Source organism: Paenibacillus sp. WLX2291, assembly GCF_046603665.1.
GTDB lineage: Bacteria > Bacillota > Bacilli > Paenibacillales > Paenibacillaceae > Saccharibacillus.
In genome coordinates this window covers 450392-470092 of sequence record NZ_CP176755.1, presented here as the reverse complement: position 1 = coordinate 470092, position 19701 = coordinate 450392, and the positions used below count along the sequence as shown (strand labels likewise).

Annotated in this window: 16 protein-coding genes; 4 read left to right on the top strand and 12 right to left on the bottom strand. The window is 47.5% G+C overall.

Translation table 11 applies throughout. The features are described 5' to 3' along the window. Positions 1-39: 39 nt before the first annotated feature. From ACDE64_RS01935 to ACDE64_RS01910, 6 genes are all read right to left on the bottom strand, one after another. Positions 40-1194 (bottom strand): hypothetical protein, encoded by a 1155-nt coding sequence (locus tag ACDE64_RS01935; RefSeq protein ID WP_411348830.1) that lies wholly within the window; start codon positions 1192-1194, stop codon positions 40-42. Next, the gene (locus ACDE64_RS01930; protein WP_411344885.1) at positions 1191-2672 is read right to left on the bottom strand and encodes a glycosyltransferase; all 1482 of its coding nucleotides are present in this window, start codon (positions 2670-2672) and stop codon (positions 1191-1193) included. The genes ACDE64_RS01935 and ACDE64_RS01930 overlap by 4 nt, the downstream gene beginning before the upstream one ends. Positions 2673-2811: 139 nt before the next feature. Further along, on the bottom strand, positions 2812-3930 hold the full coding sequence (locus tag ACDE64_RS01925; RefSeq protein ID WP_411348829.1) for a HEAT repeat domain-containing protein: 1119 nt from the start codon (positions 3928-3930) through the stop codon (positions 2812-2814). Further along, positions 3927-6254, bottom strand: a complete 2328-nt coding sequence (locus tag ACDE64_RS01920) for a response regulator (protein ID WP_411348828.1) — start codon at positions 6252-6254, stop codon at positions 3927-3929. The genes ACDE64_RS01925 and ACDE64_RS01920 overlap by 4 nt, the downstream gene beginning before the upstream one ends. Positions 6255-6387: 133 nt before the next feature. Further along, a complete protein-coding gene (locus ACDE64_RS01915; RefSeq protein ID WP_411348827.1) occupies positions 6388-9441 on the bottom strand; it encodes an ATP-binding protein in 3054 nt (1017 codons plus the stop codon). Beyond that, entirely contained in the window at positions 9441-9818 is a 378-nt protein-coding gene (locus ACDE64_RS01910) for a response regulator transcription factor (RefSeq protein WP_411344881.1), read from the bottom strand. Before ACDE64_RS01910 ends, ACDE64_RS01915 begins: the two co-directional genes overlap by 1 nt. A gap of 578 nt (positions 9819-10396) precedes the next feature. Here ACDE64_RS01910 and ACDE64_RS01905 point away from each other — a divergent pair. After that, a complete protein-coding gene (locus ACDE64_RS01905) occupies positions 10397-10897 on the top strand; it encodes a CcdC family protein (RefSeq protein ID WP_411344880.1) in 501 nt (166 codons plus the stop codon). A 263-nt stretch (positions 10898-11160) separates the two neighbouring features. On the opposite strand, the gene ACDE64_RS01900 is transcribed toward ACDE64_RS01905, so the two are convergent. Next, the gene (locus ACDE64_RS01900; protein WP_411348826.1) at positions 11161-12177 is read right to left on the bottom strand and encodes an NADP-dependent oxidoreductase; all 1017 of its coding nucleotides are present in this window, start codon (positions 12175-12177) and stop codon (positions 11161-11163) included. A gap of 534 nt (positions 12178-12711) precedes the next feature. Between ACDE64_RS01900 and ACDE64_RS01895 the strand changes: the two genes are divergently transcribed. Next, positions 12712-13668, top strand: a complete 957-nt coding sequence (locus tag ACDE64_RS01895) for an L-lactate dehydrogenase (protein WP_411344878.1) — start codon at positions 12712-12714, stop codon at positions 13666-13668. A gap of 122 nt (positions 13669-13790) precedes the next feature. Here ACDE64_RS01895 and uxuA read toward each other — a convergent pair whose 3' ends face one another. After that, entirely contained in the window at positions 13791-14870 is a 1080-nt protein-coding gene (uxuA, locus tag ACDE64_RS01890; RefSeq protein WP_411348825.1) for a mannonate dehydratase, read from the bottom strand. A gap of 183 nt (positions 14871-15053) precedes the next feature. Here uxuA and ACDE64_RS01885 point away from each other — a divergent pair, with 183 nt between their 5' ends. Further along, complete coding sequence (locus ACDE64_RS01885; protein WP_411348823.1) at positions 15054-15362, top strand: AbrB/MazE/SpoVT family DNA-binding domain-containing protein; 309 nt, start codon at positions 15054-15056, stop codon at positions 15360-15362. Beyond that, positions 15359-15754 (top strand): type II toxin-antitoxin system death-on-curing family toxin, encoded by a 396-nt coding sequence (locus tag ACDE64_RS01880; protein ID WP_411348822.1) that lies wholly within the window; start codon positions 15359-15361, stop codon positions 15752-15754. Before ACDE64_RS01885 ends, ACDE64_RS01880 begins: the two co-directional genes overlap by 4 nt. A 214-nt stretch (positions 15755-15968) precedes the next feature. On the opposite strand, the gene ACDE64_RS01875 is transcribed toward ACDE64_RS01880, so the two are convergent. From ACDE64_RS01875 to gnd, 4 genes are all read right to left on the bottom strand, one after another. Beyond that, the gene (locus ACDE64_RS01875; RefSeq protein WP_411344876.1) at positions 15969-16415 is read right to left on the bottom strand and encodes a universal stress protein; all 447 of its coding nucleotides are present in this window, start codon (positions 16413-16415) and stop codon (positions 15969-15971) included. 122 nt (positions 16416-16537) lie between these two features. Beyond that, the gene (locus ACDE64_RS01870) at positions 16538-17752 is read right to left on the bottom strand and encodes an MFS transporter (protein ID WP_411344875.1); all 1215 of its coding nucleotides are present in this window, start codon (positions 17750-17752) and stop codon (positions 16538-16540) included. Between the two features lie 148 nt (positions 17753-17900). Continuing rightward, the gene (locus ACDE64_RS01865; RefSeq protein ID WP_411344874.1) at positions 17901-18338 is read right to left on the bottom strand and encodes a MerR family transcriptional regulator; all 438 of its coding nucleotides are present in this window, start codon (positions 18336-18338) and stop codon (positions 17901-17903) included. A 272-nt stretch (positions 18339-18610) separates the two neighbouring features. After that, positions 18611-19510, bottom strand: a complete 900-nt coding sequence (gene gnd / locus ACDE64_RS01860) for a phosphogluconate dehydrogenase (NAD(+)-dependent, decarboxylating) (RefSeq protein WP_411348821.1) — start codon at positions 19508-19510, stop codon at positions 18611-18613. Positions 19511-19701: the final 191 nt, after the last annotated feature.

Genomic DNA, 19701 nt, shown 5'->3' with positions numbered 1-19701 from the left:
AATGCTACTTTCGGCAGAGTCGCGACTTCCTTTTCTGAATCATTTACTTCCAGCCGTTTGCGCCAGAATTGCCTTCATCAATGGCACATAAATATGCCAGTAAAATGCGTCTTCACTGTTCGGTCGGTCAAATGTAAACCACCGTTTTACCGTCTCCCAACCTTCATAACGACGCCAGAACGGATACTGATCATGATCCGCATAATCGCCTGCAAAATAGTAGGATACGTAGCTGTCATGCTGCTGCTGGATAATCGCCGGGAATGAACCATCAATACCAGCTTCCTGCATCTTGGTACGTCCATCTTCGGTCAGACCAAGATCATACGTTGCCAGCACTTCCGTGCCTGCTGCCGGCTTCATAATATCAAACCAGTAGTTATAGCGCACCGTATCGTCCAGTCCCAACAGTGCCTTCCCTTGTGTGGTCAGGATCGTCTGTACCCCTTCGGTACCGATCTGCTTGCCTTCTTGCAGTACAACGACGCGACCATCTTCATGAACGAGTACAATCCCCGGTCCCGTATACGGCCACTGGTTGGCATCACTGCCGTTGCCACTCAGAAACGCTGGCACTTCACCGCCGCGCGTCAGATCGCTAAAATAACGCCCTGTCCAACCTGTCCATTCCACTCCAAGCAGCGGATAGATCTGCTTACGCACACTTTGCTTCGTTGGTGTTGCCAGACTGTTGAATTCGGCGATCAACGTTTTCACACCACCGCCTTCAACACCCGCTTTGATCCGCTGTACATCGGTATCTGTCAGACCACCGTACAACATGCCTTGTGACAGATCGCCTGTACCAGCAGAGCTATCCTCATCTCCAGCGTTAGTACCCTGATACTCAGCCTTCTCTACACCATAGGTGTCCGCCAGATAGATCATATCTGTGCCTTTCATCTGTTCAGGCAGCTCGGTCGTGGTGTACTTGCCATCCGCCTGCGGGAAAAAGCCATAATAATCTTTCGTATAATCGTAAGGCTGTCCATCTGCTTTGACATACTTCTGCTGATTGAGCAGCCAGACAAGACCTTTATGTTCACGGTACGAGTCGTTTGCAACGGTCTTGTCCAGAATCGTCACCTGTAATGTCTGATCCGGCTTTATTTCCCACCAGATCCATGGCGTTACGGCAAGAGCGACCAATAGGACGGGAATGAGCCAGAACGTCCATGCTTTGATTATTTTCATGGATTGCCTCCGCTCGCCCCGCTATCGGTTTTCTTGGAGTTCATTACACCGCCGCGTGCCATATCGCCCCAGACGTGCTTTTTGCGAGCGGCGATGCGCACCAGACCTTCGAAGCGCCAGAATGTCATCATCGGACGATACCAGAGCGTCTCGGACAACGCGTAGAAGAACAGCCGCGTCAGATCGGATACCCGGTTATAACGCTTGAAGCACCATTCTTCGAATAATACTGCGCCCATCGACAGCAGCGAGCCATATAGCAGCATTAAGAACGCGAGAATGATCGTAATCCGAATATCAATCGTATCCAGAAACAATCCAGTAATAACTGTAATGATCCCCGCTAGCTCCACCGCAGGGCCGAGCAGCTCGACGAACAGGAAGTATGGCATGGAAATCATGCCAATTTTGCCGTAACGCGGGTTGAGTAGCATCTTGCGGTTTTTCCATAGACTTTCAAACAGACCGCGATGCCAGCGCGTCCGCTGACGACGCAAAATTTTGGCTTGCTCCGGTGCTTCCGTCCAGCAGACCGGATCGGGCACGTAGACGATCTGTGCTTTGCTCTTCTTCTCCTGAATCCGTCGGTGTAGACGTACGACCAGCTCCATATCTTCACCGATCGTGTTCACATCGTAGCCACCGACCTCGATCACCCAGCTTTTTTTGAAAATACCAAATGCACCGGATACGATCAGCAGCAGATTGTAACGACTGAGTCCGATGCGCCCCATCAGGAAGGCGCGCAAGTATTCGATAACCTGCATCACGACCAGCGGCTTGTTGGACAATCGTACGCTATCACGGCTTAGATAGCCGCTATCCACATAACTGCCGTTGGCGATACCGACACTACCACCGGTCGCTACAATCTCTTCATTCGGACCGGCATCCATGATCGGCTTCATTACTTTGATAAAAGCATCCTGGTCAAGCACCGTATCGCCGTCCAAGGAAGCAAAATACGGATACTGACATACGTTGATGCCGACATTCAGTGCATCTGCTTTCCCACCGTTTTCTTTGTCGACCAGCACCAGATTGTTGTGCTGAAGGGAACGGTAAATGCCGCGGATCGGTTGCGTCGGTTTGCCTAGCCCTGACCAGCGTACCCGGCTTTTGATCTCGACCATGTTGAATTCTTCGATCAATTCCTGTGCTGTCCGGTCTTTGGAGCCGTCATTGACAACCACGACTTCAAATTGCTTGTAGTTGATACCGAGCAGGGAGCGTACACTCCAGACGATATTCAATTCTTCATTGTAGGCAGGGACAATAATCGACAACGGCGGCGCTAACTCTTCCTGTAGCACCTGCTCGTATTGAGCTTCGTTGACATCCTTTTCCCGATTCAGCTTGATCGCTGCGATGAAAAATAATACTACATAGACCAGGCTGACAACGACAACGTAAACCATAATAATATAGCCGAGAATCTCGAAGATGGTGCCGATCGTCTCCAGCCAGATTTCACTCATATTGTTTCCTTCCCGCGTCTCATCCGCTATCTCATGTACAGCGGTCCGCATGTTCGCTGGTAGCTGCTTGAGCAGCGGCTCCAGTGTATTGGGGGTGAGTTACTGCTACGATACTATCGCTAATAGCGATAGTATCGCGTTAAGCCAAATGCTGCTCGTAGTGTTTTCGTTCCAATGTCTCTTCTGCCATCTCGCGTGCATAGCGGTCGGCGTGTTCACCAGCGGCTACTTTTTCCAACAACTTCAGTCCATTTTTGTAACCGGACAGTGATTCTGCTGCTTGCTGACGAACCCGGTACGCGGAGTCGCCCAGCATTTCCATCAGATAGGACACAAACACATCTTCATGCACATTGCCCATCAATTTGGCACGCATCAACCGCTCTGGCCACGAGGTTGTTTGTGTTTCTGGATAATCATGCTCGCGCTCCAATACATTCAGCAATCGACGCGTCGCTTCCGGTGACAAATAGCCAAAGTTAGAGATTGCCTTCAACGCACGAATACGCAATTCGCTATCTCCTGCTGACAGTTGGCGCTCCAGCAGGCTGAGTACTTCGGTAGAACGGATATTGTTGACACGTAAGGCATCCATAAGGCTGCACTGTACACGATACGGAAATTGGTCAAACTCGCGTAGCATCCGGTTGCGTATCTCCTCATTGAGCGGCAACAAGATTTGCAGCAGCTGACTGTCGGACAGCTCATGATTACCATCTCGTAAAAAGTCCACCAGCTGTTCACTGCTCAGCTTGGACAATACACGCAAAATCTGAAAATGCTCTTCATCCGTACATTTGGGATCTTTCATCCAGCGGATCAAATCGTTTTCCAGCGTATTTATACGAAATTGTTCAATCCAGAGCAATGTGTTCATACGCGTACTCCAACGCGAGCTACGCAATGCCTGCCGATACTGCCCGGAGAAATAACGTTCTGCAAATTCATAGATCCGAATCCGTTCTTCTGGAGCACGAGTCACGGCAAGACGATGCTGCAATGCCTCCTGTACCGCTTCCATCCGATACGGTTCTTTGGTCGACAGACGACGCGACGTTTCACCAGTCGCCAGATAATGTTCTAGTGCTGAATCCGGTAATTCCAGCTCACGTACCATTTCATATACAGTTGATCGCCGTTTGTTATACGTGGATTTGCGCAGTGCCAGGTAGCCGTATAAGCCTAATAATGCCAGCAGCATGATTACACATAGAATGGCGATAATGATCAATACCTGTTCTGTGCTCAGATGATTCATGCTCTCATCCTCCCCAATAACCGGCGAATCCGGGCTTCCAACTCCACAATGCTAAATGGTTTGGTTAAATAATCATCTGTACCTGCACTGATCGCTTCCGCCACTTCACGGTCATCACCGACACCAGTCAACATCAACACTGTATAGCGACTACGCTTCTCGGAAGAGCGCAGACGACGCAACACTTCCATCCCATTCACACGCGGCATCATCCGATCCAGAATGAGCAAATATTGTGTATCCTCGTTATGCCAGTCATCACTGAAAAAGTCCTCACCGTCGCTAAATGCACGTACATCCAGCTTATGATCCATTTGAATACCAGCCAGACGCTTGGTGAGCATATTACGAATCAGATCATCGTCATCAATGATCGCCAGTCTCCATGAACGAATATCTACCGGTGGAATGGGTGCCTGTTGAATCTCGGCACGCTCATTATGTTGCAGACGCTTCTCGTCGCCATCGACCCATTCTAATCGGCGAGTTCCACTCTCGGCTGCCACTGCTTCACGGATCGTATCCGCACGGAAAGCGGGGGCTGGAGCAGAAGCTTCATTGGGCAAGACAATCGATCCGGCAGCAACAGCCGTACGACGACTTTGCCCGGTTTCGATCAACAATGGCGATTGCTGTCCCGCAGGGCTACCTGCCGCCTCGTCCATTTCCGGCTCATGGATCAAATCATTATCCGGCAACATGACCGATTCTACTGAGTTCGATGAAGCAGCAGAATTTGCTTCCCGATAATCGGCATCAGAAGAAGTGGGATGCGACGACGCATATGTCGCTTCATCAGTGCCGGGGAATAACGGTTCATGATTAGCATGCTTTTGCAGCCGCGACGACAGGTTGGACAACAGCGAATCCATCTTCTGCTCCGCTTCCTCTACAGGGTTCACCGCAGCACGAACCTCGCGGTGATGAATAGATTGTGCTGCGGGCGCAGAATCAGGTTCTCCTTGATACGTCACGGATGCTGTTGCAGATGGATCTTCGTATGTCTCGTTCTGGCTCGTTGAATCGTATACAGCAGCTGTATCACTCGCTGCTTCTTGTACATGGCGCACAGTATCACTCAGACGTAACGACGAATGACTGTCCAGTGCACGACGTTCCGGTACCACAATAACTCCATCATGGCGGCGCTTCGCTTCTGCTACAATACGGAGAATCCGATCATAACAGAACGGTGCAGTCATACCCGGCTTCAATTCCAGCACACCAGCAGAGAAGGAAATATGATAACTCTCGGAACCTACATTCTGTTCTTCCTGTTCCAGCTTCGCGAGCAGTTGATTAGCAAACGATGCTGCTTCCTTCTCACTAATACCGGGTTGTAGCAGGTAAAAACGGTCATGGCGATCACGCGCCCAGATGTCCAGCGGTCCAAGCGAAGGTTTCACCAGATCGGAGAAATGTTGGAGCAATCGGTCTCCTTCGGTGTAACCAAACCGTTCATTGATATAACGGAAGCTATCCAGATCGAACAAAGTCAATACCGATGGTTCCGGACGTTCTGGCAATCGCTGTAAATGACGAACCAGTTCCTGAGCGAAGTACGTATTGTTATAGGCACCAGTCAGCTCATCTGTCATCAATAGCGTATTCAGCTTGAGACGACGGGAAATCTGACGCTTCACTCGCACTGCGAATTCTTCCACATCCAGTGGCTTGCCGATAAAATCGTCCGCGCCCGATTCATACGCACGAATACGAGTCTCACGATTATTGCTCGCACTAATCATAATGATCGGAATGAGATACTGCTCACTGCGCGCCTGCATTTCCTGTAACAGATCGAGACCATTGCTATCTTGCAGTACAATATCCAGCACAACACAATCCGGCTTCATACTGTAAAACAACTCCAGTGCGCGACCAGCATCTGGCGTTGCCAGCACCATATAACCGAGACGTTCCAGATAATCTTTGAGCATTTGTAGCAGACTGAGATCGTCATCCACCACTAGCAGCGTACCCAGATAGGCGGGCAGCTCGTCTGTGGACTGCAATTCATCTGATACGCTGTCCGCTTCCTCTTCCTCCAGCTCATCGCCAACAGCCAGCAGCAAATATGCCAGCGGTGCCAGCAGTTCGCGTGCTTCCTTCGCATCCCACTGACGTTCGCCTTCCGAATCCAGCTGATCGATCCGCTCCGAAGCAGCCTGGAACCAATCATCCAGCCCAATCGTGCCTGCTGTTCCTTTTACCGAATGCAGCAGTCGATACAATTCCGCTTCTGTGCTGGATTGGCCGGGCCGGGTCATTTCCCTGATTTTATCCTTCATTTGTTTAATAAATAAGCGCTGATATTTGTCCATACGGCCCTCCCTGGCTGCAATCGTATAATGCAGATGACATCACAGCCATTAATTTGAATAAAATGGAAATTAATTTGTACTACGTATTACCCATTCTACTACCTATTGGAGTAATATTTTCACAATATTACCATTATTGAGATTCTTCTGATTTTGGCAACAATGGTGTATCGTTACCTTCTTGCAATAGATCGACTCGAATGACATCGCCAACTACTTTGAGTTGAGCAGCACTGAGACCGTTCTTTTTGAGTTCCGCTTGAACTGCCAGTTCGTTGCGACTGGTGATGACCATATCGGAAGCGTGCGGGTCTTGTCCCAAGAGAGAGATACCGAGTTCTAGCAGACGCTCTACCGTAAATGGCTTTTGCAAATACTTCTCATCCGGTTTCTCGGCAAAGTCTCCCGGCTGATCCAGCGCGGATGAGACGATCACCGGTACACGGCGGGTAATCTCTTTGCTTTTGAGTGCAGTGATAAAATCCCATCCCGTCTTCGGACCTTGCAGCTGAATATCTACGATGCAGAGCAGCGGCGGCGTCTGTAGCATCTGCAATCCAAGCAGCGCTTCCTCCGCATTGTTTAGCGTCAAAATATCGTACTGCTGCTCTTCAAACGTTGCTCCGATCAGACGTGCCAGATTCTCCTCGTCCTCTACTACAACGATTCGATTATCCAGCTGTGGAATGTGCATTTTCGGTAATTTCACAGTAAAGGTACTGCCCTGACCAAGAATGGAGTCAAATGTTACTTCGCCGCCTAGATCGCGGACAATTTCGCGCACAATAGCGAGTCCCAATCCTGTACCGCCAATCTGACGACGGTCAGAATTATCCACCCGGTAAAACTTGCCAAACATCTGATCCTTCGCTTCTTCCGGAATACCAAGACCGTAATCCTGCACTTCTGCCAACCAGTTGTCGTCCTCCTCGCGGATACGTACATCGATCAATTCTTGCCCTGGTGAATACTTCACCGCATTGCTGATCAGATTGTGCATAACTTGCGTAATGCGATCTTTATCCGCACGTACGAGTGTCGTCTGTTCCGGCAATACGATATTGATGCTGTGATCTTGTTTGCCATCCCATTGTCCCGCCACATCCGCGACGACGGTACGCAGGTCGAACGGAATGATGGTATAACTTTGCTTGCCAGATTCCATCCGCTGCAAATCCAGAAAGTCGCTGATCAGATTCGATAAACGATTCGCTTCGCGATAGATCGTATCCATATACTTTTTCGCTTTTTCCGGTTTAACTTCACGATTGAGTAGAATTTCCACAAAACCGAGAATACTTGCCAGCGGTGTACGCAATTCATGCGATACAATGCTGACAAATTCATTTTTCATCTGATTCGCCTGTTCTTCTTCGGTACGATCACGGAACACGAACAGATGGTAATCGTTCAGATCCGCACCAGTGATGACGTTGGCATACATCTCCATATAATGAACCGAACCATCCCGAGCTCGCATCGTAAATTGCGTTTTCCATTCGTTCATTCGCTCGTTCATCACATGGCGAATTTGTTCGCTCAGCTTGTAACTGCCCATATGTTGCTGATCCAGAAACTCGCCCAGCGAAGCTATAGAAGCACCGGTACGCAAGTCTGGCAATACACGGCTCACCTGCTCATTGCAGAAGGATACAATGCCTTTGTGATCACACAATACCAATCCTTCATGCAGCGAATCGATAATCTCCTGAATCGTATCCCGCTGCTGCTTGATCATCTGCTTCTCGGCTTCCAGCTCAATATTCAGTTCGACCAGACGAGCACTCTGCTTGCGACGATCTTCGCCAGCCAGCTGTGCCTGATACGCCAGTCCAAATTGATTGATCATGCCTTCCGTTAGCAAACGATCCATAATATGCACAGACAGACTGCCGTACGTCGTAAACAGAAGATAACCGATAGCTTTGCTCTCTTCATCGAACAGTGGATAGTAGTGATCATCTGCTCGTTCATTGCCGCTGTGTAGCCCTCGTTCTGCGCCATTGACTGCACGGCTACGAACGGTCGGTTTACGTTCCTCAATCACTTCACGGGCAGGTCCATATAATTGCTCGCTAGTCATATGATCCTGTTCTTCTGGCCAGCCAATCGCGTGAACCATACGGAACCATTGTTTATCTGTCGAAGGATCTTGTACAACCAGCATCACTGCATCATGATGCGTGGCATGCATCAGCGCACGCAGACTATTTTCCAGAAAATCACTCATACGCGTATACCCAGTCAGTTGTTCCTGATACGTGTTGATCAATTGCAATTGACGTTCGCGTTCGGTTAATCTCTCCAAAATAACGGATTGTTCGTGCTGCTGCAGCAAGATTTCTTCATTTTGAGATTCCATTTTGTCGTTTTGCTGTGCCATATGTTCCAAACTACTTTCCAATTGCTGATGGCGCTCTTCCAGTTGCTCTGCCATATGGTTGATTCCATTAATCAAACTGCCGATTTCGTCGTCGCGATCGCGCTCAGGTACATGGATATATTCTCCGTTGCTAATACGCTTCACTGCCGCTTCCAATTCCACCACTGGCTTAATCATAGATTGGCGCAAATAACGAACCAGCAGCAAGGCAGCAAACAATGCAAGTACGATAAAGACCAGTGGAATAAACAATACTGCGGAATTAAGCTGCTGACTTTGCTTGAGCAGCGAATTCACTTCCATACGCTCACTTTGCACAATCTGATTGAGCTGCGTATTGACGCCGCGAACTAGATTGGTCGTAATAGTCTGGGCTACACGTTCAATCTCAGCCTGTTGATCGTTCCGCTTATAATCTTCGATAATAGCAAAATAGCTAAAATACTCCTGACTTTGGCGAGACAATTGCTCCAGATCATCCGCTACCGCCTCGTCATTGCCCACATCACTACGATATTGCGCAAGTTCCTGCTGAAAACGATCTCGATCACTCTCAGCTAATGCTAGGAAGTTCGCTCCATCAAATGCCAGATAGGCTCGAAAATTCGATACCGCTGAACGATAATCTTCTCCAATCGTTTGCAGCCGATTCTGGCGCTCCAGATGTACATTCACCTCATCTGTAATATCTGCCACCTGCTGCTTAAACATCCATTCCACCGCAAAAATAATCAGTCCAAATACAAGGAAAATAACGATTGTCCAACGGGTTACACGCCGTGCCAATCCGCCGCGCTGCTGCATTAATTTTCCTCCAATAAACCTTCAACCGCATCCATCAGTTGCAGCGGGCTAAATGGCTTAGACATGTACAACGTAACGCCCGCCTGCTCGGCACGTATACGATCTTTTTCCTGTGCTTTGGCAGTTAGTAAAATAACCGGCTTGTCCGCATTGATACCACCGCTACCACGCAGCCACTCACACACTTCGATTCCAGTCGCTTCCGGCATCATATAATCGAGAATGACCAGATCATACGATTGTTCTTGCAAGCGATCACGCGCAATCCCGCCATCTTCTGCTTCCGCTACCTCGTACCCTTCATCCTCCAATGTTTCCGTTAACAAAAAGCGCAGAGCCGGTTCGTCTTCTGCGATCAAAATCTGAAATGCTGCCATTGTGTTATCCTCCTGTTATACCGCCGTTACCATGATCAGCGGCGATTGGGTTAGTTCATTGCGTCATCGCATTCCGTCTTACTTATTTTTAAACATTTTTTAACAATAAATAGTATTTATTTCAAGTTATAACACGGTATTATTGCTAAAATTCTATATTTGTTCAACAAATCATGTACAGATTCCAGACTACCGGTCATACCATGCGTCACTATTGCTCCATTTATCGGCAAAAACAGGCGTTTTAGAAATAGGACTTCGTTCTTAATCGTGCGTCATCATAACCGTATTTTGCCGCTAAAAAACGCGCTTTTTTTCCATATTATTTTAGCTTTTGCTTTCTATTGTAGATTCACCGAAAATCGGATGAAGGATTGTTGCTTGTTGAGGCATAATGAAAAGATGTAGTCGCCGAGGAAATGCTAGAATATACAATAATTGCAGAGGATCTAGCGGATATTGAATATTTTTCAAAATATACAAATGCGAACGATACCGGACAGGCATTCCAAACAGCGAATATGCTATACTGAACAGGTAGTGTACTTCATTTATCGGAGAGGGGTTTTTCCTTCATTATGTTTCAACTCAGTCCCTCCTTTTTACAAATAGGTTCTACTGTCGGTTTGGTCGTTATCGCGCTAACGGCTATTCTGGTTCGGTCGCGCACCAATCACAGACCTGTGAACGCCAAAAAGATCCTCATTCCGCCACTGGGCATGAGCACGGGCTTCTTTATGTTTGTCTTGCCTGATTTTCGCGTATCGTGGTTATGGGCACTCGGTGCCTTTCTCGCTGGCTGGCTGCTGTTCTCGTATCCACTCATTCGTGGTACGCGGTTTGAGCACAATGGAACAGATATCGTCGTACAGCGTTCCAAGAGCTTTCTATTCATTCTGCTCGGTCTGCTGATGATTCGCTTGCTGCTGCACCGTTTTATCGAGCAATATATTAGCATTCCACAAACAGCAGGTGTATTTTTCATCCTCGCCTTCGGTACATTGCTGCATTGGCGGCTGGATATGTATCGCAAATACCGCAAACTGTATCAAGCTCATCAATCGGGCACTTCATTGTGAACGGTTACTTCTTATGACAAACCAAAAAGCTAAAGCCGTACTCCGGTACCAAGGGGACAGGCTGCGTTGCCGCAGCGAATGGTTTCCGAAGCTGGGGTGGCTTTAGCTTTTTTTCGGTTGTATAGGGTGTTGAATTCGTCGTCTTCATGATCGTAAACGATCAACATGAACACCATATGAACAAAGCGCCTACATCTCGTAGGCGCTTTGTTGTCGCTATTGCATGTCTTGTTTAAACGTTGCTATGCTGGGTTCACAGCTATTTATTGTTCGGCAACCTTCACGAGCTGTTTGCCTAAGTTTTGCCCGCTGAACAGCCCGATAAATGCTTCTGGAATATTTTCAAATCCATCCACAATATTCTCGCTGTATTTCAGCTTGCCTTCGCGTACCCATTGACCAAGTTCCTGCAAGCCCTCTGCCTGTTCATGCGCATAATCGCCGACAAGGAAGCCTTTTAGTAGAACGGTACGCGTGAGCAGCATCGGCAGAATACGTGGACCGAGTTCCGGCTTCTCCTGATTGTACAGCGAAATCTGACCGCACAATGGAATACGTGCATTACGGTTTAACAGCGGAATAATAGCATCCGTAATCTCCCCGCCTACATTGTCAAAATACACATCAATACCGTCTGGACAAGCCTTTTCCAGCGCTTGGTCGAGTGGTTGATCTGTCTTGTAGTTGATTACTTCGTCAAACCCAAGCTCTTCCTTCAGATAACGGTTCTTCTCATCCGAACCGGAGATGCCGATGACGCGTGCGCCTTTGATTTTACCGATCTGACCGACGATCATGCCGACCGCGCCACCTGCACCGGAGACGACCAGCGTCTCGCCCGGCTGCGGGTTACCGATGCGCAGTGTACCAAAGTACGCCGTCAATCCAGTCATGCCCAACACACCAAGTGCAGTTGAGATCGGTGCCAGCTCGGTATCCACTTTGCGGCAAGCTTTGGCATCCATAATGCCGTAACGTTGCCAGCCCCATGCGCCGACTACGATATCTCCTTCTTGAAAACCGTCATCTTTACTTTGCAGCACTTTACCGATGGAGCCACCAGTAATCACTTCACCGACTGCATACGGAGCAGAGTACGACTTGGCATCCTTCATCCGTCCGCGCATATATGGATCGACCGATACATACAGCGTTTTGATCAATAGCTGTCCGTCCTGCGGCGGGTTCAGCTCTTCTGTTTGAAATGTAAAATTGTCCAGCTGCGGCGTGCCTTCCGGCCGACTGGCAAGTGCGATATATTCGTTTTGTTGTTCTGCCATGTTCTATTCCTCCCTGGATCATTCATTGAATGTTTTGATACATATAGTGCTCAACTAATGTTCATCACAGCAGATCATATGTCTGCCTTCACATAATATTGTACCTCTTTTGTATAAGGTGATGCCAACGGGGTACAATTGTTAGCCTATCTTGGATGGTATGAAAATACTGTTGTGTACACATCAAACAATGCATATCCAACATTCAGCACAGTATATCCAAACTTATTATTACCCATTTTTATACACATATTGACCATAGATGACTATATCTAACGATACAATCTATGACGATATAAATGATGAGAGCGTTAGCATGCGCAAAAGGCATCCATCGCCCTATCTTTATTCAAAAAGAGTTAACTTATATGACATATTTTACGGTTACAGCGGCGGATAAAGATTGTATAATGGCAGAGATGGAAAGTATTTTAACATTGTTTTATCGTCCTGTCAGAAAGAGGCGGAGCTGAGGAGAGATCATTTCTTCGGACTGCGCACGTTCAATTTATATGGAGCGGGAGGCTATACAAGATGGGCAGAAAAAATAGAAAAGTAGCGATTATCGGCGTTGGCATGGTCGGAGCAGGTTGTGCTTATTCCATGATCAACCAGTCGATTGCCGATGAGATTATGATGGTCGGACGCACTCACGATAAAGCAGTCGCACAGGCGCTTGACCTGTCACACTGCATGGACTTTACCTCACACCGCACCAAAGTATATGCAGGTACGCTAGATCAATGCGGCGATATGGATATCGTCATCATTACCGCAGGTGCCAATCCCAAGCCCGGACAAGATCGCATGACCGTACTGCATGAAGCAGCAGTGATCACCAAAGAGATCGTTGATCCGATCATGGCAAGCGGCTTTGATGGTGTATTCATCATCGCAGCCAATCCGGTCGATGTGGTATCTTATCTAACCTGGCAATATTCCGGTCTGCCACGCGAGCGCATTATCGGCACTGGTACATCGATCGACTCATCCCGTCTAAAAACGATTCTATCGGACGTGTTCTCCATTGATCCACGTAGCGTACACGGGTACGTCCTCGGTGAACATGGCGAATCTCAATTCGTAGCTTGGTCGCATGTAACGATTGGCGGTAAGCCACTGCTGCATATTATGGAACAACATGCCCTGCGTTTCCCAGAACTCAGTCTGGAAGATGTAGCCCTCAAGACGCGTGATGCAGGCTGGGAAATCTTCCTACGCAAAGGTCACACTCAGTTCGGAATCGGCAATGCACTCGCGCATATCGCCCGCTCGATTCTATACGATGAGCACCGGATTATCGCTGTATCTGCTATTCTGGATGGAGAGTATGGTCAAACCGATGTATGCGCAGGTGTACCGGCGATCATTAGCGGCGAAGGGATTCAGGAATTAATCGAACTTCGACTGGATGAAGGCGAACAACGTCAATTCGCTCATTCCTGCGATGTGATCCGTGGCGCGATTGAACAGGTGCATATTACGGTTTAATTGGTTTTTCATGAGGATCAATTTATAGGTTTTATCTATGAACTTATAGGCAGAATAACAAAATACAGCCAGTAGGGATGATATGCACGTTCCATGTCCCCACTGGCTGTATTCTTTATTTTCTAAACATCAGCTATAGCTACATTATCCAGACTATCCCACACCCCAAGCAAATACATAATGCCTAGCGCCCGGTCATACAATCCATAGCCTGGACGACAATCCTGCTCTTCCCCCCACAAATGACGACCATGATCGGGACGCACATATCCGGTGTAACCGTTCTCATGATACGCTTTGACAACCTCAGCAATATCCACACTACCATCCTGCCCGCGATGCGATACCTCGATAAAGTCACCATTATCGAACACCTTCACATTACGAATATGGGCAAAATAAATACGGTCGTGGAATTCTCGAATCATCGCTGGCAGATCGTTAGTAGGGTTCGTGCCGAGCGATCCGGTGCAAAATGTCAGCCCATTGTACGGACTGTCTACCATATCCAGCAGACGGCGGATCGTATCGCGGCTACGAATGATGCGCGGCAATCCAAAGATCGGCCACGCCGGATCGTCAGGATGAATCGCCATTTTGATATCCACTTCTTCGCAGACTGGCATGATGCGCTCCAAGAAATATTTTAGGTTATCAAACAGCTTCTCTTCATCCACATCGGCATACGCCGCAAACAGCTCATCCAGCTTTGCCAGCCGCTCCGGTTCCCAACCCGGCATCGTAAACTTGCCTGCTCCTTGCAAAATGCGATCCACCATCTGGCGCGGATTGTCAGTAATCGCCGCTTTTTCATAAAAGAGTGCATTCGAACCGTCCGGCAACTCCTTGTACAGCTCCGTGCGTGTCCAATCGAATACTGGCATAAAGTTATAACAAATGACTTTGACGCCAACCGTAGCCAGTTTACGAATGGTGTCTATGTAGATATCGATATAATGATCCCGCGTCGGACGTCCAATCTTGATGTCGTCGTGTACATTCACACTCTCCACAACGGCAGTACTGAATCCTTTGGCAGTAATCTGATTGGCTACTTCTTGGATGCGCTCCAGCTCCCACTCTTCGCCCGCGATCTTATCATGCAACGACCAGACGATACCCATCACCCCAGGAATCTGACGGATATGATCCAGTGTAATATTATCATTGCCTTCGCCATACCATCTCCACGTCATGTTCATACAGTTGCCTCCTCTACGATTTGGATATTTCTGTATACCAGATTCAGGTAGATCATACGTCTGGCAGCAAGTGTTGTCAAACGAGTTGCTATTTATTTAGGATAATGTAATTACATTTTTCGTGTATGACAACCATTCATATATTATAATATTTGTATCTCTTGTAGAAAGGATGAAAACGAAATGGAGAATCCTAAACCAAACGCATCCCAATTCTCTTCAACTACACCCAAAACGTCAAACGAAAAGGCATTAAAACGTAAAATCGTTAAAATCGGCACAAGTGCAGGTATTGTAATTCCGAAAGACTTTTTAGATCATATACATTTAGAAAAAGGAGATGACGTAAACATCGTACTAAACGACAAAGGACATATCATCATTCAGCCTATTCCCAAGCTCGAAGAAGGGCTGAGCCCACAAGCACTCAATATCGCTGCCAGAGTGATGGATAAATACAGCCAAACACTAAAAGGCTTGAAAGATCGATGACCATTCAGTATGTAACCATTCAGGAGATCATCTATTTTAACGCAATGCTGATTGATGAACATGGCGGCGAAGAGGATACAGGTGTTCGAGATCTGGGTCTGTTAGAATCGGCGGTCAACCGTCCAAAACAAACGATGCTGGGCAAAGACCTGTATCCAACCGTGTTTCATAAGGCAGCTGCGCTATTTGAATCCATTGCCAAAAATCATGCCTTTCACAATGCCAATAAGCGTACCGCGTTTCTATCTATGGTCGTCTTTCTGGAAATGAATGCTTATGTATTCGAAATGGACCAAAAAGCAGCAGAGGATTTTACAGTGGATGTTGTAACTGGCGCCTGTGCTGCCGAGCATATTGCCGATATTATTGAGCAGCATTGTGTTCCGTTATAAATAAAACAACTTCTATAATAGAATAAGCTTCATAATGACGTACATACAAAAAACCACCAGTAAGATCATGAGAGACAGTTCTCATCATCCTACTGGTGGTTTTACAATTTATCCGTATCATTATCGATCTTCTTCAACGTAAGTGATCTACTACCTCGAAACGCATCTATTCCAATCGGTTCATGATACGACTGTCACGTTCAGCCAACGCAGTTTATTTCACCGTCAGCACCGGACATTTCGCATGTTGAATGACTTTATGACTTACACTGCCCAGAAACAGCTCGGATACAGTGCTCATCCCGCGTGTTCCCATAATGATCAGATCGGCTTTTTCCTCGGTAGCCAGATCGCAGATCACAGTTGCCGGATCGCCATCGTGATAACGAATCGTATATTGTACACCCGTTGGGTCAAGATAGCTGCGGTACGCTTCGGTCAATTCGTGACCTTCCTCATCCAATCGCTGATCGATATCAACACCAAATGGCGGTTCAGACACCATCATTGTTGGATTCACATGGATCAGAGTCAATCTGGCTGGCGTTTGCAGCGAACGCGCCAGCGATACTGCGTGCTCCAATGCGCGACGAGCATGTTCGGAGCCGTCTACCGCAACAGCAATGTGTTGGTATACTGTACTTTGATTATTGTCAGACATAAGCTTCTCCTCCATTCTGTACGACTCATATGACAAATCAGTTATATCTTACTATTACCCATTATATGCCGAACTGCGGCACAGCAATTCATGCGCAACGCAGTTCAGCACTGCTCCATCCATTAATGACCGTGCGAGACGTCGATGCCAGCCAGATGACGGCGACGAACGATCAGCACGACAACAGCGACCAACACCATCAGACCACCAAAGTAGAACGGTGTTGCTGAGTTGTACCATTCTGCTAATTTACCTGCTAAGAATGGGGATACCGCGCCACCGAGGAAACGGACAAAGCTATATGCCGCGGAAGCGACCGAACGTTCCACTGGTGCAGATTCCATAACAGCTGTAGTAATCAGCGTATTGTTAATACCGAGGAAAATACCAGCAACAATCACTCCGATAATAACCAGAGTTGGCGAGCCAGTCGCTGCACCTACACCCATGAATACAAGATCTAGTGCGAACAGCGTCAGCATCACGCCCATCGAACCAGCGAGATTGAAGCGTGCTTGCAGCTTCGGTGCTACGAATACGGACGTAATCGCCAGCAGAATGCCCCAACCGAAAAATACATAACCAAGACCATGCTCATCCAGTCCCATCACATACGGCGAATACGCCATCAGGGTGAAGAAACCAAAGTTATATAAGAAGGCAACAATCGCCAATGTTTTCAATGCCGGGAATTTCAATGCTTTGAATGGATCAGATAAGGAACTGCGTGTTTTAGGTTTTGGAATTTTCGGCAACATTACCAGAATAAATACAAAACCGAGTAACATCAGAACGCTGACACCGAAGAACGGACCGCGCCATGAAATGGAACCCAATTCGCCGCCTAGCAGAGGTCCGACTGAGATCCCCAGACCAAGTGCTGCTTCATACAAAATAATCGCTTTGGCTGTACCGGAAGTCGACAAGCCGACAATCGCAGACAATGCAGTCGCGATGAACAGCGCATTCCCTAATCCCCAGCCGCCGCGGAAACCAACAATCTGACTGATTGTATCAGACATACCGCCCAATGCTGAGAAAATGACGATTAGGATGACACCGCTTAGCAGCGTCCATTTGACTCCAATCCGACTGGAAACGAAACCAGTGATCAGCATCGCCAGACCAGTTACCAGATTGTAGCTGGTGAACAGCAGCGATACTTGACTTGGTGTTGCATTCAACTGAGTGGCAATCGCTGGTAAAATCGGGTCAACCAGACCAAGACCCATAAATGAAATGACACAGGCAAAGGCAACTGCCCATACTGCTTTTGGCTGCGACAATAGTCCGCCTTGTTTGGGCAGCTCTTTGACTTGAGCTGTTTTGGTACTCATGATGATATATTCCTCCCTTTTCTCTTCCAATCTCCGTTACATGTAATATGATCATGCATCACAGAATGTCCCAACGATTCGTTGTCAGAACCGTCCATTTGGAACATCGTACGACTTTGTGGCTAACGTATAGTTAGCATATCCTGCTTCAAGAATCCGCCTTTTCGCCGCTTAGCCTCTCTAAGCCTTCGCGCACCTGCTGACGCAATTCCTCCGCTTCTTGCTTGAACGACTGAATCGTGTTCATCTTGCTCTCCATCATCTCCAACTGCTCGCCCAGCGTGATATCGATCTGCTGTAGCTGCTGTCTGCGTTCTTGCAGATCGGTAATGTTACGATACCGCTCACGCTGACCTCTCAGCATCTCCATCACTTCGATATACCGCTGTAATTCCTGCAACGAGAAGCCAAGTACATCGCGCGCACTGATGATCTTTTTCAACCGTTCAATATCGTCACGCGTATACAACCGGGTATTGCCTTCACTTCGCTGCGGAGCCAGCAGACCGATCTCCTCGTAATAGCGAATCGTACGCTTGGTCAGATTGCATTCGGTAGCTACTTCATCAATCTTATACAGCGTCATGACGTCCCCTCACATTCATATATTTAAATAATTACATATTGTATATGAATATAATAGTACTATTTAACGTTAACGTCAACGTTATTTGAAAATTAAATTTAGATTTTTCATCTATTTTCATTCTAAATCCAACAAACTTCCGTTATACGTTGTTTGATTCTATCTATAATTGAGTTGCTGTATGTATAAGCAAGGGCTCATTAGCAAGATGAGATACAACAAGAAGAACCCCGGCACGTTATGCGCAAGGGTTCTGGATATTAAATACTATATTATTTCGAGGATTTCTCGACCGCGTGACCACCAAATTCGTTACGCAGTGCAGCGACAACTTTACCTGTAAATGTATCGTTGTCCAAGGAACGGTAACGCATCAGCAGGGACAGCGCGATAACCGGTGTTGCCATTTGCAGATCCATTGCTTCTTCCACTGTCCATTTGCCTTCACCAGAGGAGTGCATGATGCCTTGGATTTCTTCCAGACGACCGTCTTTAGCAAATGCATTTTCGGTCAGCTCCATCAGCCAAGAGCGGATAACGGAACCGTTGTTCCATACGCGTGCTACTTTTTCATAGTTAAAGTCGTACGGGCTTTTCTCCAGTACTTCGAATCCTTCACCGATAGCTGCCATCATACCGTACTCGATCCCGTTGTGTACCATTTTCAGGTAGTGACCGCTGCCCGCTTCGCCAGCATACAGGTAGCCATGCTCTACGGAAGTATCACGGAATACCGGTTCCACAACATCCCATGCTTCTTTGTCGCCACCAACCATATAACACGCACCGTTACGAGCGCCGCTCATGCCGCCGGATGTACCTGCGTCCATGTAGTGGATGCCTTTGACTTTCATTTCATTGTAACGACGAATGGATTCTTTGTAGTGAGAGTTTCCTGCTTCAATCACAATATCGTTCTCGGACAACAGTGGAGCAATTTCAGCCAGTACGGAATCAACGACGCCGTGAGGAACCATCACCCACAGTACGCGCGGTGCTTCCATTTTCTCTACCAGCTCAGCGATGGTGTTCGCGCCTTGTGCACCCAGTCCAGAGATTTCTTTTACCGCTTCTTTGTTCAGGTCAAAGGCAACAACCTCGTGGCTGTGATCCATCAGGTTTTGTGCCAGGTTCATACCCATTTTGCCAAGTCCGATCAATCCGATTTTCATAGTATAGCCCTCCATGTAGTGGGATGATAGATCCCTTTTTTTATCTGAATCTTTGTAAAAGATGTTGCTCCAATTGATTGCCATCTCATGCCTAATTATCCAATCATAGACTGCAACGATACTCTGCAAAGCCATACAACCAGCTTTGAAGGCATAGGGAATACGCTCTGTTCATCCTAAACCAGAGCGTA

What these genes read in the sequence shown, in the direction of transcription:
- ACDE64_RS01925 (WP_411348829.1), bottom strand. Translation starts at nt 3,930, where the DNA reads ATGAATCATCTGAGCACAGAACAGGTATTGATCATTATCGCCATTCTA.
- ACDE64_RS01910 (WP_411344881.1), bottom strand. Translation starts at nt 9,818, where the DNA reads ATGGCAGCATTTCAGATTTTGATCGCAGAAGACGAACCGGCTCTGCGC.
- ACDE64_RS01880 (WP_411348822.1), top strand. Translation starts at nt 15,359, where the DNA reads ATGACCATTCAGTATGTAACCATTCAGGAGATCATCTATTTTAACGCA.
- ACDE64_RS01915 (WP_411348827.1), bottom strand. Translation starts at nt 9,441, where the DNA reads ATGCAGCAGCGCGGCGGATTGGCACGGCGTGTAACCCGTTGGACAATC.
- ACDE64_RS01865 (WP_411344874.1), bottom strand. Translation starts at nt 18,338, where the DNA reads ATGACGCTGTATAAGATTGATGAAGTAGCTACCGAATGCAATCTGACC.
- ACDE64_RS01930 (WP_411344885.1), bottom strand. Translation starts at nt 2,672, where the DNA reads ATGAGTGAAATCTGGCTGGAGACGATCGGCACCATCTTCGAGATTCTC.
- ACDE64_RS01870 (WP_411344875.1), bottom strand. Translation starts at nt 17,752, where the DNA reads ATGAGTACCAAAACAGCTCAAGTCAAAGAGCTGCCCAAACAAGGCGGA.
- ACDE64_RS01900 (WP_411348826.1), bottom strand. Translation starts at nt 12,177, where the DNA reads ATGGCAGAACAACAAAACGAATATATCGCACTTGCCAGTCGGCCGGAA.
- ACDE64_RS01875 (WP_411344876.1), bottom strand. Translation starts at nt 16,415, where the DNA reads ATGTCTGACAATAATCAAAGTACAGTATACCAACACATTGCTGTTGCG.
- uxuA (WP_411348825.1), bottom strand. Translation starts at nt 14,870, where the DNA reads ATGAACATGACGTGGAGATGGTATGGCGAAGGCAATGATAATATTACA.
- ACDE64_RS01885 (WP_411348823.1), top strand. Translation starts at nt 15,054, where the DNA reads ATGGAGAATCCTAAACCAAACGCATCCCAATTCTCTTCAACTACACCC.
- gnd (WP_411348821.1), bottom strand. Translation starts at nt 19,510, where the DNA reads ATGAAAATCGGATTGATCGGACTTGGCAAAATGGGTATGAACCTGGCA.
- ACDE64_RS01895 (WP_411344878.1), top strand. Translation starts at nt 12,712, where the DNA reads ATGGGCAGAAAAAATAGAAAAGTAGCGATTATCGGCGTTGGCATGGTC.
- ACDE64_RS01935 (WP_411348830.1), bottom strand. Translation starts at nt 1,194, where the DNA reads ATGAAAATAATCAAAGCATGGACGTTCTGGCTCATTCCCGTCCTATTG.
- ACDE64_RS01905 (WP_411344880.1), top strand. Translation starts at nt 10,397, where the DNA reads ATGTTTCAACTCAGTCCCTCCTTTTTACAAATAGGTTCTACTGTCGGT.
- ACDE64_RS01920 (WP_411348828.1), bottom strand. Translation starts at nt 6,254, where the DNA reads ATGGACAAATATCAGCGCTTATTTATTAAACAAATGAAGGATAAAATC.